The organism is Viridibacillus sp. d25.2, assembly GCF_055456015.2.
In genome coordinates, this window is record NZ_CM196652.1 from 1,473,616 (window position 1) to 1,487,450 (window position 13,835).

18 protein-coding genes are annotated in these 13,835 nt (G+C 36.9%); 13 read left to right on the plus strand and 5 right to left on the minus strand.

From position 1 onward, the window contains the following. Positions 1 to 181 precede the first annotated feature (181 nt). Positions 182 to 886 carry an RNA polymerase sporulation sigma factor SigK gene (gene sigK / locus ACZLO7_RS07220; RefSeq protein WP_464938698.1) on the minus strand — a complete coding sequence of 235 codons (705 nt, stop codon included), beginning with the start codon at positions 884 to 886 and terminating at the stop codon, positions 182 to 184. Between the two features lie 104 nt (positions 887 to 990). Next, positions 991 to 1,530 (minus strand): CDP-diacylglycerol--serine O-phosphatidyltransferase, encoded by a 540-nt coding sequence (gene pssA, locus ACZLO7_RS07225; RefSeq protein WP_427751476.1) that lies wholly within the window; start codon positions 1,528 to 1,530, stop codon positions 991 to 993. A gap of 91 nt (positions 1,531 to 1,621) precedes the next feature. Here pssA and ACZLO7_RS07230 point away from each other — a divergent pair, with 91 nt between their 5' ends. The 12 genes from ACZLO7_RS07230 to ACZLO7_RS07285 all read left to right on the plus strand — a co-directional run bounded on the left by ACZLO7_RS07230 (position 1,622) and on the right by ACZLO7_RS07285 (position 11,199). Further along, positions 1,622 to 2,404, plus strand: coding sequence for a phosphatidylserine decarboxylase (locus ACZLO7_RS07230; protein ID WP_464938697.1), 783 nt, complete (start codon positions 1,622 to 1,624; stop codon positions 2,402 to 2,404). Positions 2,405 to 2,490: 86 nt separating this feature from the next. Further along, on the plus strand, positions 2,491 to 3,006 hold the full coding sequence (locus ACZLO7_RS07235) for a YqeG family HAD IIIA-type phosphatase (RefSeq protein ID WP_464938696.1): 516 nt from the start codon (positions 2,491 to 2,493) through the stop codon (positions 3,004 to 3,006). 4 nt (positions 3,007 to 3,010) lie between these two features. Further along, positions 3,011 to 4,114, plus strand: coding sequence for a ribosome biogenesis GTPase YqeH (gene yqeH, locus ACZLO7_RS07240; protein WP_464938695.1), 1,104 nt, complete (start codon positions 3,011 to 3,013; stop codon positions 4,112 to 4,114). A 12-nt stretch (positions 4,115 to 4,126) separates the two neighbouring features. Beyond that, the gene (gene aroE, locus ACZLO7_RS07245) at positions 4,127 to 4,972 is read left to right on the plus strand and encodes a shikimate dehydrogenase (RefSeq protein ID WP_464938694.1); all 846 of its coding nucleotides are present in this window, start codon (positions 4,127 to 4,129) and stop codon (positions 4,970 to 4,972) included. Next, on the plus strand, positions 4,959 to 5,258 hold the full coding sequence (gene yhbY / locus ACZLO7_RS07250) for a ribosome assembly RNA-binding protein YhbY (protein WP_053416422.1): 300 nt from the start codon (positions 4,959 to 4,961) through the stop codon (positions 5,256 to 5,258). Before aroE ends, yhbY begins: the two co-directional genes overlap by 14 nt. Before the next feature lie 12 nt (positions 5,259 to 5,270). Then, positions 5,271 to 5,843 carry a nicotinate-nucleotide adenylyltransferase gene (locus ACZLO7_RS07255; protein WP_464938693.1) on the plus strand — a complete coding sequence of 191 codons (573 nt, stop codon included), beginning with the start codon at positions 5,271 to 5,273 and terminating at the stop codon, positions 5,841 to 5,843. After that, a complete protein-coding gene (yqeK, locus tag ACZLO7_RS07260) occupies positions 5,830 to 6,408 on the plus strand; it encodes a bis(5'-nucleosyl)-tetraphosphatase (symmetrical) YqeK (protein WP_464938692.1) in 579 nt (192 codons plus the stop codon). Before ACZLO7_RS07255 ends, yqeK begins: the two co-directional genes overlap by 14 nt. Then, positions 6,405 to 6,749 (plus strand): ribosome silencing factor, encoded by a 345-nt coding sequence (rsfS, locus tag ACZLO7_RS07265; protein ID WP_464938691.1) that lies wholly within the window; start codon positions 6,405 to 6,407, stop codon positions 6,747 to 6,749. Before yqeK ends, rsfS begins: the two co-directional genes overlap by 4 nt. Continuing rightward, positions 6,746 to 7,483, plus strand: coding sequence for a class I SAM-dependent DNA methyltransferase (locus tag ACZLO7_RS07270; RefSeq protein ID WP_464938690.1), 738 nt, complete (start codon positions 6,746 to 6,748; stop codon positions 7,481 to 7,483). Before rsfS ends, ACZLO7_RS07270 begins: the two co-directional genes overlap by 4 nt. 136 nt (positions 7,484 to 7,619) lie before the next feature. Further along, a complete protein-coding gene (locus ACZLO7_RS07275; RefSeq protein WP_464938714.1) occupies positions 7,620 to 8,246 on the plus strand; it encodes a helix-hairpin-helix domain-containing protein in 627 nt (208 codons plus the stop codon). Between the two features lie 71 nt (positions 8,247 to 8,317). Then, the gene (locus tag ACZLO7_RS07280; RefSeq protein WP_464938689.1) at positions 8,318 to 8,899 is read left to right on the plus strand and encodes a ComE operon protein 2; all 582 of its coding nucleotides are present in this window, start codon (positions 8,318 to 8,320) and stop codon (positions 8,897 to 8,899) included. A 269-nt stretch (positions 8,900 to 9,168) separates the two neighbouring features. After that, the gene (locus tag ACZLO7_RS07285; RefSeq protein WP_464938688.1) at positions 9,169 to 11,199 is read left to right on the plus strand and encodes a DNA internalization-related competence protein ComEC/Rec2; all 2,031 of its coding nucleotides are present in this window, start codon (positions 9,169 to 9,171) and stop codon (positions 11,197 to 11,199) included. A gap of 21 nt (positions 11,200 to 11,220) precedes the next feature. Here the strand turns inward: ACZLO7_RS07285 and ACZLO7_RS07290 are convergent, their stop codons facing one another. Continuing rightward, positions 11,221 to 11,355 carry a YqzM family protein gene (locus ACZLO7_RS07290; RefSeq protein WP_038187184.1) on the minus strand — a complete coding sequence of 45 codons (135 nt, stop codon included), beginning with the start codon at positions 11,353 to 11,355 and terminating at the stop codon, positions 11,221 to 11,223. A 163-nt stretch (positions 11,356 to 11,518) separates the two neighbouring features. On the opposite strand from ACZLO7_RS07290, the gene holA reads away from it, so the two are divergent. Next, complete coding sequence (gene holA / locus ACZLO7_RS07295; protein ID WP_464938687.1) at positions 11,519 to 12,529, plus strand: DNA polymerase III subunit delta; 1,011 nt, start codon at positions 11,519 to 11,521, stop codon at positions 12,527 to 12,529. Between the two features lie 457 nt (positions 12,530 to 12,986). On the opposite strand, the gene ACZLO7_RS07300 is transcribed toward holA, so the two are convergent. Continuing rightward, positions 12,987 to 13,178 carry a hypothetical protein gene (locus tag ACZLO7_RS07300; RefSeq protein WP_511261399.1) on the minus strand — a complete coding sequence of 64 codons (192 nt, stop codon included), beginning with the start codon at positions 13,176 to 13,178 and terminating at the stop codon, positions 12,987 to 12,989. A 366-nt stretch (positions 13,179 to 13,544) separates the two neighbouring features. Further along, the gene (gene rpsT, locus ACZLO7_RS07305) at positions 13,545 to 13,793 is read right to left on the minus strand and encodes a 30S ribosomal protein S20 (protein ID WP_038187177.1); all 249 of its coding nucleotides are present in this window, start codon (positions 13,791 to 13,793) and stop codon (positions 13,545 to 13,547) included. Between the last annotated feature and the right edge of the window lie 42 nt (positions 13,794 to 13,835).

A 13,835-nucleotide genomic window follows, 5' to 3' on the forward strand; every position in this document is an offset into this window, starting at 1 on the left:
AAACGTCCTAATGGTAAAATAGATGTAGGGAAGCTACACATTATTCTAGGGATGTTAGGAGGATTTGACATGGTATTTTTAATGGCAGGAGCAATGGCGATTACAGCAATTGCAAGTTTAATTATTACAGGTGAAACAACTGACTAACTTTATAACTAGTAAGCTCTCTCTGAGATGCCTCTCAGAGGGAGTTTTTTTCATGTTTGAAATATTGATAAAGCTTTATCAATGCGCGTTTTTCAATGCGAGAAACGTAACTTCTGGAAATACTTAATTTTTTTGCGATTTCTTTTTGAGTCAGCGGTTCAAACGCGCCAAGTCCATATCGATTTTGAATAATTTCGAGTTCTCGTTCATCCAATTTATCGAGATGTCTGTATAAATGCTGTTCCTCCTCCTGTTGCTCAATCTGCACATCAGTTGGTCGTTCATCACTTTGTAGTAAATCTGTAATTTCTAATGCGTTCCCGTCTTTATCTGTTCCTATTGGTTCATATAAAGAAACATCCTTCTGTACTTTTTTCTGAGCTCTTAAGAACATTAAAATTTCATTTTCAATACAGCGTGCGGCGTAAGTTGCTAAACGTGTCTTCTTATCTGGTGTAAAGCTACTAACAGCTTTCATTAAACCAATGGTACCGATGGAAATGTAATCATCAAGTTGCTCGTGTTTCGGGTGGAATTTTTTCACGACATGGGCGACAAGACGCATATTTCTTTCGACAAGCTCGAGTTTCGCTTGTTCATCGCCTGCTAAATAGCGCTCCAAACAAATGGCCTCTTCTTCCTTAGAGAATGGTTGAGGGAACGCCTGACCTTTTAAATAGCCGACGATTGAGGGAAGCTCCATCCAAAGTTGGATGATGGTAGTTATTAGAGTACTCATTTCAGACATCCTTTCTGTCATCGTTCATCAATATATGACAGCTTGTGGTTGTCTAAGTACGTAAAAAAGCGCCCAATTTTATTGGACGCTTCAGACATTCTTTTTTAAACTTTTTTCAAAGAAAAAGTACTAATCATTAAAATAGATAAAATCGGGAACAAAAACATGTAAAATGCCGTTGAAAGTATAGATATAAAAAAGAATGAGGCAGTTAAGATTGCACCTGCAGCTGTAATTGGCAGGCCTGTGAAAAAGCCGTTTGATTCTGTAATGTTGAAACGGGCTAGTCTAAATGCACCGCAAGCCATATACATGACAGTCACTACCATTCCAACGGTACCAAATTGACTTAACACCACTTCGTACATTAATAACGCAGGGGCAACGCCGAATGATATAATATCACTCATCGAGTCAAGTTGTTTACCTAACGCCGATTCCTGGTTATATTTTCTTGCTACTTTTCCATCGTAGCGATCTAGCAAGGCAGCTATAAAAATAAATAACACACTGTATTCGTATGATTCATTGATGGTAGCCATAATAGAGGCACCACCAAAAGATAGATTTCCAATAGTGATTAAGTTTGCTAAATGTGATTTCATTTTTTTAACTGTGGTATCCACCATGTGAAGTAAAAACAATGGACAACACTCCTTTGTTATTCAGTATTAGAACATTATACTTCTTTTATAAGGTTCCGTAAATCTTTTTTGAAATGGAGGACAATGCAAGATGAAAGAAAAATTTTATCAAAAAGCGATTGAACTAACGAATGGTAAATGGTCTTCGGTGCTTTTAAAACGCTTTACCACATCGTCTATAAGTAAGAAGATAATACCGTCCTATATTGATATATACGATATTAAAACGGACGAGGTTTCAAAAAACATGCAATCTTTTACTAGTTTACATGATTTCTTCACACGTAAGCTCGTCATAGAAGCAAGACCTATTGATCATAATCCAGAAATGTATGTAAGTCCTGTTGATGCAAAAATTGAATCGTTTGGAACGATTGAAAACAATACATCGTTTTTGGTAAAAGGGAAAACCTACGATTTAGTAGACCTACTAGGTAAAAAAGAGCATGCTAAAACATTTGAAAATGGCCAATATATAGTCTTTTACTTAAGCCCTAGAGATTATCACCGTATCCATAGTCCGATTGATGGGAAAGTTGTTCGTCAATATATACTTGGTGCGAAGTCGTATCCAGTTAACGGCACAGGTCTTACATATGGTGATAAGCCGATTTCAGGCAATTATCGTAGTGTTACAGAGCTAAAAACGAATAGTGGTGCGCATTGTGAAGTGATAAAAGTTGGCGCGATGTTCGTGAATTCAATTCAATTAACGAATACGTCAGACACTTGGGAAAAGGGCGAGGAAGTTGGTTTTTTCACATTCGGTTCGACAGTCGTCATGATTTTCGAAAAGAATCGTGCAGCATTCCTTGAAAATGTTGTGAAAGATGGACGGATTCGTGTGGGAGAAGCGTTCGCACATATGTTATAATCGATAAAGTGAATTAAAGAGAATACGTCTAGTTTAGTGAGCAAACACTAAATAACGTTGACTATGATAGATAAGGGGAACATGATTTGTATAACTTTTTAATGCCAAAAGAATTTGTCACATCGATTTATCAAATTACACCTGACAAACTAAAGCAACTTGGTGTTCGCGGAATTATTACAGATTTGGATAATACGCTTGTCGAATGGGATCGTCCAGATGCGACTGAAAAGCTAATCGATTGGTTGAAAACAATTCGCGAAGCAGATATTCAAGTGATGATCGTTTCAAATAACGGCGAGCTTCGTGTTAAAGCATTCGCAGATCCGTTAGAGCTACCATATATCTTTAAAGCCCGTAAGCCTTTGGGTAATGCGTTTAAACAAGCTTTAACGAAACTGAATATGCAGCCACATGAAGTTGTCATGGTAGGCGATCAAATGCTGACGGATGTACTCGGTGGAAATCGTTTACACATTCACACTATTCTAGTGAAGCCAGTTGCTCAATCTGATGGCTTCGTCACACGCTTTAATCGTATGGTCGAAAGACGTGTCTTTAATTATTTGAAAAAACATGGTGTCAAAACTTGGGAGGAATAAATAAATGAATGAAATGCCAAATTGTATCGGCTGTGGAACAATTATTCAAACAGACGATTCAAAAGCGCCAGGTTATGCACCGGCTTCATCTCTTGAAAAGGAAAGTATCATCTGTCAACGATGCTTCCGTTTGAAAAATTATAATGAATTACAACCGGTAGCATTAACGGATGATGATTTCTTGCGTATTTTAAATGGTTTAGGTCAGCAAAAAGGCTTAATTGTTAAAATCGTTGATATCTTTGATTTCAATGGAAGCTGGTTACCTGGCTTACACCGCTTTGTGGGCAATAACCCAGTACTTTTAATTGCCAATAAAGCAGATTTACTACCAAAGTCAGTGAAAAAACAAAAAGTTGTTAACTGGTTAAAGCAAGAAGCGAAAAAATTAGGGTTAAAACCAATTGACGTTAGGCTTGCTAGCGCTCATAAAGGTATGGGCATGCAAGAAGCAATGGCCGCTATCGATGAATATCGTCGTGGACAAGATGTATATGTTGTTGGTTGTACGAATGTTGGTAAATCAACTTTTATCAACCGTATTATTAAACAAGCAACAGGTGAAAAAGAAGTTATTACGACATCTTATTTCCCTGGAACAACTCTAGATATGATTGAAATTCCTTTAGAGGATGGTAAAGCAATCTTTGATACTCCAGGAATTATTAATCATCATCAAATGGCACATTATCTAGACCCGTCTGAACTTAAATATATTATGCCGAAAAAAGAAATTAAACCAAAAGTATTCCAATTGAACGAAGGCCAATCATTATTTGTTGGTGCATTAGCACGCTTTGATTTCATACAAGGTGCTCGTGCTGCATTCACTGTTCATATTGCAAATGACTTACAAATTCATCGTACAAAATTAGAAAAAGCAGATGACTTATATGAAACTCACAGAGGTGAGTTATTAGCTCCACCTTCTGAAAAGTATATCGATCAATTGCCAGAGTTAGTGCGTTATGAATTCTCGATTAAAGAAGCGAAAACAGATATCGTCTTTTCTGGTTTAGGTTGGATTACCGTTCAAAATGCAAATGTTGTCATTGCGGCATATGCCCCTAAAGGTGTCGAAGTTCAAATTCGCCCATCGCTTATTTAGGAGGATTTTGCTATGAAAAAATGGTTTGCAGTTATTGGAGATCCTATTGAGCATTCAATGTCCCCAGCAATGCACAATCAGTGGTTCACAGAAGAAAATTTAGATGCAACTTACTTACCAATCCATGTATTACCCGAGAAATTAGAAGACGCTATCAAGTCTTTAAAATTACTTGGAGCAAGTGGATGGAATGTGACGATTCCACATAAAACTACTATTATCCCATTTCTGGATGAGCTAGATGTTATGGCGGAAAAAATGGGGGCTGTGAATACAGTTGTAAGACAAGCGGATGGCAAGTTAAAAGGCTATAATACAGATGGTCTTGGATTTGTACGCTCTCTTGAGGAAGCAATTGGCACCACACACCGAGATGGCAATGTATTGTTAATCGGTGCTGGTGGAGCAGCTAGAGGGATTGCTTTTGCTCTACAGCATACTGGATATCGTTCCATTACGATTGCAAACCGTACTGTAGCGAATGCAGAACAAATTTGTACAGAACTTGGCGATCAAGCTAAAGCAGTATCACTGAAAGAGGCAGAAGCAACTTTAGGTGACTATGATATATTAATTCAAACAACACCAGCTGGTCTAAAAAATGGTACTTTACAACTGCCATTTGAACTAGATCAGCTCACAACTAAAGCAATTGTTGCGGATATTGTGTATAATCCTTTAATGACGCCTTTTTTACAGGTGGCAGAACAACGCGGAGCAACTGTGGTGACAGGATTAGGAATGTTCGTTCATCAAGGGGCTTTAGCATTTAATTATTGGTTAGGACAGTTCCCAAATACGACTTCTATGAAAGATTCGTTAACGGAACAATTAGGAGGAAATAATGTTAACAGGTAAACAAAAACGTTTTTTACGTGCGGAAGCACATCATTTAAATCCAATTTTCCAAGTAGGTAAAGGCGGGGTAAATGACGCATTAATCAAACATATTAAAGAAGCAATTGAAGTACGCGAATTAATGAAAGTTCGTATTTTAGATAACTGTGAAGAAGATAAGCATGAAGTAGCAGAAGCATTAGCAAAAGGTGCTCGTGCAGAACTTGTGCAGCTAATTGGATTAACAGTTGTATTATATAAAGAATCTCGTGATAACAAACGTATTGAATTACCAAAATCTAAATAAGGATTTGGTTTTATGCGACGAATTGGTTTATTAGGTGGTACGTTTAATCCACCTCATATCGGTCATTTAATAATGGCAAATGAAGTATATGATGCACTTGGGCTTGATGAAGTTAGGTTCATGCCCAATGCCATTCCACCTCATAAGCAGACGACTCACGATGCTACAGCTGAAGATCGTATGAGAATGACGGAATTGTCTATTGCTTCATATGAGCACTTTAAAATAGAGCCATTTGAAATAGAGAGTGGTGGCATTTCTTATACGTATGAAACGATGAAGAGACTAACTGCAAGTGAACCTGACTGTGAATTTTTTTTTATTATCGGTGGTGATATGATTGATATGCTTGATCACTGGTATAAAATTGATGAACTAATGGAACTTGTGAAATTCGTTGGTGTTAATCGTCCACATTCGAAAGCAGAAACAACATATCCTGTGCAAATAATAGATGCACCACTCATTGAGTTATCATCCACTTTAATTCGCGAGCGGGTGCAGTCAAATCGCACAATTACTTTTTTAGTACCAACAGAAGTTGAACAGTTTATACGAGAGGAAGGGTTATATGGAACGCGATGAATTATTATTAGCGATGAAAGACCGTATGCCTGAAAAACGTTATATCCATACAATTGGTGTTACTGAAACGGCAATTGCATTGGCAGAACGCTTTGGGAGCAATCCCAAAAAAGCAGAAGCTGCAGCAATTCTACATGATTCATGCAAGTATGCTGATAGAGATTGGATGAAATCGAAAATTATCGACAAAGAGATGGATTCGACCCTACTAAAATACCATCATGAACTTTGGCATGCACCAATGGGCGCTTATGTTGCGAAAAAAGAATTTAATATTGAAGATCAAGACATACTAAACGCCATCTGCTACCATACTACAGGACGTAAAGGTATGAGCGATTTAGAAAAGATTGTCTATATTGCAGATATGATTGAACCGAATCGTCGATACCCTGGCGTAGAAGACTTACGAACTGCTGCAAAGGGTGACGATTTAAACGAAGTGATGATTGCGTGCATACGCCATTCCATCGCATTTTTAATAAATAAAAATCAACCGGTGTATCCGGATTCATTCAAATGTTATAACGATTTGATGTTAAAGAGAGGACAAGTGAAAGAATGACTAAAACTTTATTACAACTTGCATATAAAGCGGCAGACGACAAACGTGCGGAGGATATCGTCGTATTGAATATGCAAGGAATTTCACCATTAGCAGATCATTTTATCGTTTGTCATGCCAATTCTGATCGTCAAGTGCAAGCAATTGCACGTGAAATGGTAGATGTAGCACAAAAAGAAGGTTTTGAAGTGAAACGCTTAGAAGGTTTTGACGCAGCTCGCTGGGTACTAGTAGATATGGGCGATGTTGTGGCACATGTATTCCACCGCGATGAACGTACTTTTTATAATTTGGAACGCTTATGGGGAGATGCTCCGTTCGTAAATGTTGAAGAACTATGAGTAGCTACCAGCGTTTTGCCGAAGTATATGATACATTAATGACGGATATCCCATATGATCAGTATGTAGATTGGGTAGTGAAACATGCACCGAGCATAACTGCACCTAAGTTATTAGATGTTGGTTGTGGGACGGGCGTGATGGCTGCAAAATTTGCACGACAAGGATATGATGTGAGTGGTGTTGATTTATCGGAAGAAATGCTAGCAATTGCAAGTGAACGCTTTATGAACGAAAAACTCGCTATCCCATTATTTTGTCAATCAATGGACGAGCTTGATGGTTTTTCTGATTTAAATGTTGTTACGATTCCAATTGATTCCCTTAATTATTTAGCGGATGAAGAGGCGGTTGTTGCTACATTTGAGCACATACATGCGGCACTTTGTGATGGTGGTCATTTATTCTTTGATGTTCACTCATTATTCAAAATGGATGCTATCTTCCTAGATGGACCATTTACGTATGACAACGGAGAAATCACCTATATTTGGGATACGGAGGCGGGAGAAGCTCCACATTCTGTACACCATGATATGACATTTTATGTCCATGCAAATGAGCAGCTTTTCGAGCGATTTGAAGAGTATCATTATCAACGTACATTCTCGGCTGAGCAATACGTTAAATGGCTTAATGATGCAGGATTTTCTAAAGTATCAATTACAGCAGATTATAAGGAAGAAGCTCCAGTAGCAGAATCTGAACGATTATTCTTCCACGCTGTAAAATAAACTCTTTTCAATTCTTAAAATATACTATAATATGGAATTAGCTTCGTGTGTTATGCCTTCTGAAAAGAAAGGATGGTGCGAACTAATTCCTTCTTTTTTGAAGCAGTATGGCAAAAAGTATCTCCTCCCAGGGATCATGATTTTGTCGTGCTTTTTTTATTTCTACTTCTCCAACAACCAGTCGGACACTCCCCAAACCGACATTTTCGAAACAATCCCAGAAGAAACAAAAACGGAAAAACCATCAATTACTGAACAGCAAGAATCACAAGGTATTATTGCGGATACATCCATTATTGTAGATGTCAAGGGGGCGGTCAAAAACCCTGGGGTTTACTCATTATCAGCAGAAAGTAGGGTGATTGATGCTATTTTACTAGCTGGTGGCTACGCAAAAAATGCTGATTCAGTAGGTATTAACCATGCCCAGAGACTACTGGATGAAATGGTCATTTATGTACCTAAAATAGGTGAAGAGCCGACGGAAGTACAAGCAATTGCTGGTATTCAACAATCGACGGTACCACCATCTACTCAATCGGGTAGTAGTCAAACTGGTAATCAGTCAGATAAAATCAATTTAAATACAGCTGATGAAGTAGCACTTATGACTTTAAATGGAATCGGTCCTTCAAAGGCAAAAGCGATTTTAAGTTATCGTGATGACAGCGGTCCGTTCAAAACGATAGAAGATTTAAAAAATGTAACAGGAATTGGCGATAAAACGTTCGAAAATTTACGCGACTTTATTACCGTTCAATAAATGATGCATTGACGGTTTAAGTTGGTTGTGGCTAAATTTATACTAGAACGATTTATTCAGGAGGCATTCATATGGAGCGTATTACTTGGGATCAATTTTTCATGGCACAAAGCCATTTATTAGCATTAAGAAGTACATGTACCCGATTAGCTGTTGGTGCAACAATTGTACGTGATAAACGTATTATTGCAGGTGGCTATAATGGTTCGATTTCTGGAGATGATCATTGTATCGACAAAGGATGTTACGTTGTGGACAACCATTGTGTGCGTACAGTGCATGCAGAAACAAACGCATTATTACAATGTGCAAAATACGGGACATCAACAAACGGAGCAGATTTATATGTGACACATTTCCCTTGTCTCCCTTGTACTAAATCTATTATTCAATCAGGTATTCATAATTTATATTACGCAACAGATTATAAAAACAATGAATATGCTATCGAATTGTTTAAGCAAGCTGGAGTAAATGTTGTGTATGTTCCTTTTGATGAACGAAAAGTTGACTTTTTAAGCGATGAAAAAATGGCGCTGTACGTTGAACTATTAAATAAACTGCGTGACAGCGGTGCTTCAAATGAGGAATTAGCTCCTTTTGAAGAGAAGGTGAAAGAACTATTTGGCTTGCAAATATCCAACATAAAATAATTTTCTTTGCTTTGTCGATCTTACTAGCAACGGTTGCTGCTCATGAATCGGCAAAGCTACTTTTTATATTAATCCCCTATAGTATTTGGCTTTATTTAAAAAAAGAAAAAATAATCATGATGCTATGTATTATCCTTGTCACTCTCTCCGCATATAGTTATTTCTCACATATTATAACTACTAGAGTTACCCCTATCCCAAATGACATAAATATTACTTGGACCGATCAATATAAGGTAAATGGACAGAAGCTAAGAGGTTTTGCCAAATTGCAAAATGGTCAAAAAGTATATATTATTTTCACTCTACAATCAGAACAGCAAAAGAAAAAATTTGAAGAGCAATCTTTATGCGGTTCAGTTTTTCGGGTATCTGGTGAATTGGTTGAACCTGCAATACCTGCTCATCGTTACGCTTTTTCGATGGCTAATTATATTGAAAGTAATGGTGCACAAGGTATTTTTGAAGCAAAGAGTTTCCACTTTGTATCAAAAGAAAGATCGTTATCTGTGTTCTTTGCAGAGCAACGATTTAGAGTGAAAAAGCATATAGAAAATACATTCCCAGAAAGTTTAGTAGCTGAAGCGCAGTCACTTATAATAGGTGAACGTGAAAATGTCGATATGGATGTTGAACGTGCATATCAAAAACTAGGTATAACACATCTATTTGCTATCTCAGGTTTGCATGTTGGGCTCGTTTCGATGCTTGTGTATGAATTGTTACTGAGGTTACATATACGCAGAGAACATGCAACATGGGCTCTTATTATAGGACTTCCTATATATGCTTGTATCGCAGGAGGTGCACCGTCCGTTTGGCGGGCTGTATCAGTTGTTGAGCTTGTAATGCTAAGCAGAATTGTTTCGAATCGCTTATCAATTGATGATGCGCTAGCATTGAGTTTTATCGGATTTGTATTATTACAGCCGAGCGTAGTGTTTCAAATCGGTTTTCAATTATCTTACTTGGCGACTGTATCGTTAATATTTTCGGGAAAGATCTTCTCATTAGCGAGAAATACCTGGCAACAATCATTTGCGATTACTTTTGTGTGTCAGCTACTCGTCTATCCTTTGCTTTTGTATCATTTTTTTGAAATTAGTTTGTCTTCGTTTATTGCCAATATCTTTTTTGTTCCGCTATTTTCGTTTGTTGTATTACCAACAAATTTAATGTTGTTAATGTTCACCTACGTGTCAAATCCATTAGCTGGGGTTTGTTTTTTTATATATGAACCTGCTCGTGAGTTATTGTCTACGATTATCATGTGGTTACAGACGATCCCATACCAAATGTGGACGCCAGGAAGACCTTCTGTCTGTCTTCTGCTTTTAGCGTTTGCTAGTGTAATTTTCGTGCTAATGCAAATAGAACAAAGAAAACATTGGTTCCTTATTGCTTCTACACTATTATTTCCTGCATTTTTGATTCATGAAAGTCCTGCTTGGGATGAAGACTTAAAAATTATATTTTTAAGTGTAGGTCAGGGTGATTGTGCGATTATTGAATTACCATTTCGAAAGAAAATTTATGTCATAGATACCGGAGGAGTACTAAGATTTGATCAGGAGGCATGGAAGCAGCCTAAAAAGCCGTATGAAGTCGGTAGAGGGATTGTGGTTCCTTATTTAAAAGGAAGTGGTATACGGACTGTAGATACGCTTATATTGACACATGCTGACGCAGATCATGCTGAAGGTGCTGAGGAGGTAATGGAAGAGATTAGTGTTAAGGAAATTCATGTGTCGCCAAACTCATGGCAAAAATCAGTTATGAAAGATGTGGTAGACATCGCACATAAGGACGGTATTCCAATTCGTGAGCAGATGGCAGGGAGGAGTTGGATGCAAGGAGAAACTACATTATCTTATTTATCCCCAGATGATTTGATTTATGAGGGCAATGATGATTCTCTTGTTTTAATGTTACAGCATGCAAGTTTTAAGGCGTTATTTACTGGTGATTTAGAACAAACGGGGGAAAAAATCTTGGTAGAAAATTATCAAGAAACTATTTCTAAAATAGATATTTTGAAAGTGGGGCATCATGGCAGTAAGACGTCTTCAACAGACCCTTTCTTAAAATTAGTGCAGCCTCGACTATCGATATTTTCTAGCGGTTTAAATAATCGTTACGGTCATCCGAATAAGGATGTTGTTGCAAGGTTCAAAGAAATGCAGCTACCGACTTTAAATACGGCAGAAGTGGGAACAATTGAAGTAATCATCTCTAAGAGTGGATTTACAGTGTTTAAAACAAAAGAGCTGCAAAAACAGAAAAAGACATTATCAAATTGATAATGTCTTTTTAACTGTATCTTATAGAGCTGCGTAATCGATGACAGTCGCAATGATGAAAATAAGTGCGAAAAACACGAATGATACGCCAAAACCTACTCCTGAATCGATTGCGTCGTTACGCTTTGATTGTACGTTTTCTTCAAATGGATTCATTGCTACCCCTCCTAATTCTCATTAATTATACGGTATGCATATTAAAAAAGCTATATTGAAAAGGCAAAAATAGATGACTGCGCTAGAATGACACAATTTGTTCAAACTCACAGAATGAGAAATTTACGGTATACTGTAATCAATGTCAATTAGAGGTGAGACTATGTTTTCAACATTATGGAAAAATATTAAAAAGGGAGATTTACAGCCTGTCTACTTACTTGCGGGCTTAGAGTCTTATTTTATAGATGAAACAATAAGACGTATTAAAACGCAACTTGAAGAAGCTGGAGAAATTGAGACAATCTCAATTGATTTGGATGAGCAGCCAGTCGATTATGTGATTGATGAATCAGATACAATCCCATTCTTCTCAAGTCAAAAACTTATCATTGCAAAAAATGCATCGTTTTTAAAAGCAACCGAAAAAGGCAAAGAGAAAATTGATCATGACTTAAAACGATTAGAAAAATGGTTAGACTATCCTTCAGATACATCGATAACAATTTTTATTGCACCTTATGAAAAGCTTGATGAGCGTAAAAAAGTAACAAAGTTAATGAAAGATAGAGCTGTTTATTTACTTGCTGAAACGCCGAAAGAAAATGATTTAATGGTTTGGGTACAAAATGAAGTAAGTCAGCAAAAAAAAACAATTGACCAAGATGCCGCTAGTAAATTAATCGAGCTAGTAGGTATGGATATGCTTCATTTACAGTCAGAGATTGAAAAACTAAGCTTATATTTAGGTGACGAGAATACAATTACGCAAGCCCTGGTAGAGGAAATGGTTGCGAAAACGCTTGAGCAAGATGCCTTTAAGATGCTTAATGCTTTTTTACACAGAGATGTTTCTAGTGCACTAACTATTTACCATGATCTTATTCGTCAAAAACAGGAGCCCATCGCACTTGTAGCATTACTTGCATCCCAAATTCGTTTAATGTCGAATGTTTATTATTTACTAAAAAAGGGATACCATTCGCAACAAATTGCAAAACAACTAAAGGTCAATCCTTATCGTGTTAAACGAATTGTTGAAGATCGTCGGAAAATTTCAGAGGATAGTTTACTAAAAGCATTATTTGGATTAAGCGAAGTTGATTATCAGTTAAAAACAATGAGCGGAAGAAGAGAACGCTATTTAGAATTATTTATGATGAAACCAATTTAAAGAGGAATGCACTCTCTGGTGTGAGTGCGTCAGACTGTATAGAAACTTGAGTTTCTATACAGTCTTTTTTATTTTAATGAGACCGTTGATTTCCGCTACGGTTGGCGCTTTCCGCGGGCGGGCGCCAAGTCGCTTCGTCGCTATGCTCCTGCAGGGTCTTGGACTGTCCCGCTTTTCCCGCAGGAGTCGCCACCTTCGCTCCAATCAACTAAACATGTAATATAAACAAATAAATAAACTAATAAATAAACTAATAAATAAACAAATAAGACCGTTGATTTCTGCTACGGTGGACGCATTCCGCGGGCGGGCGCCAAGTCGCTTCGTCGCTATGCTCCTGCAGGGTCTTGGACTGTCCCGCTTTTCCCGCAGGAGTCGCCACCTTCGCTCCAATCAACTAAACATGTAATAAAAAAAATCTGCATCCTGGATTGTTAAATAAGTCTTAATTACTAACTTATGTATCTAATATAGCTGTTACTGCAATACTCCATACAATTAAAAGAAATGATGTTGTAAGCCAAAATGTATTTTTAGCTGTTTTTTCATCGTTCTTTATTTTTTTTAGGATTGCTACGAGATTTAGACAAAAAATAATGCATAAAATTGGAGTAAAGTAAAAACTAATGAATATAAATGTTATTCCCATACATTCACACCTTCTTTTCAAATAAGTTCGTAAAACTGTACTAAGTACCTTAGGGTAATGACTGAGTAGAGATGATATATCTAATTATAACGATATTTCCTATTATTTAAATATTTGTGATGAAATGTTAATGAGGGATTATTTGAATAAAAAAACGAAGGTGACTGTATGAATCCGAATCGTAACATATAGATTAAGATGTTGAAAATCTTTCGTGATACTAATATGAGAGCGCTTTAAGTAGTCATTTTCTACGAAGTTGTTAGTTGTTCGTATTGTTTTAATGCAATACTTAAAAAATATTTAAATTTTAAACACAAAAAAAGACTAGAGATATATCTCTAGTCCCTTTGAATCCATTATGGATTAAGCTTTTTTCATTAAACGAGCTTTTTGACGAGAAGCTGCGTTTTTGTGGATTAAGCCTTTAGATGCTGCTTTATCTAATGATTTAACAGCTACGCTTAAAAGTTCTTTTGCGTTATCTTCTTTAGCAACTAAAGCAGTTTCAGCTTTTTTCACAGCAGTACGCATAGCAGATTTCACTTGCGAATTTTGTGCATTAACTTTTGCGTTAGTTTTTACGCGTTTGATAGCAGATTTAATATTTGGCATTAACTTTCACCTCCTAAAAAGGATCGAGATGAGTAAATTCTC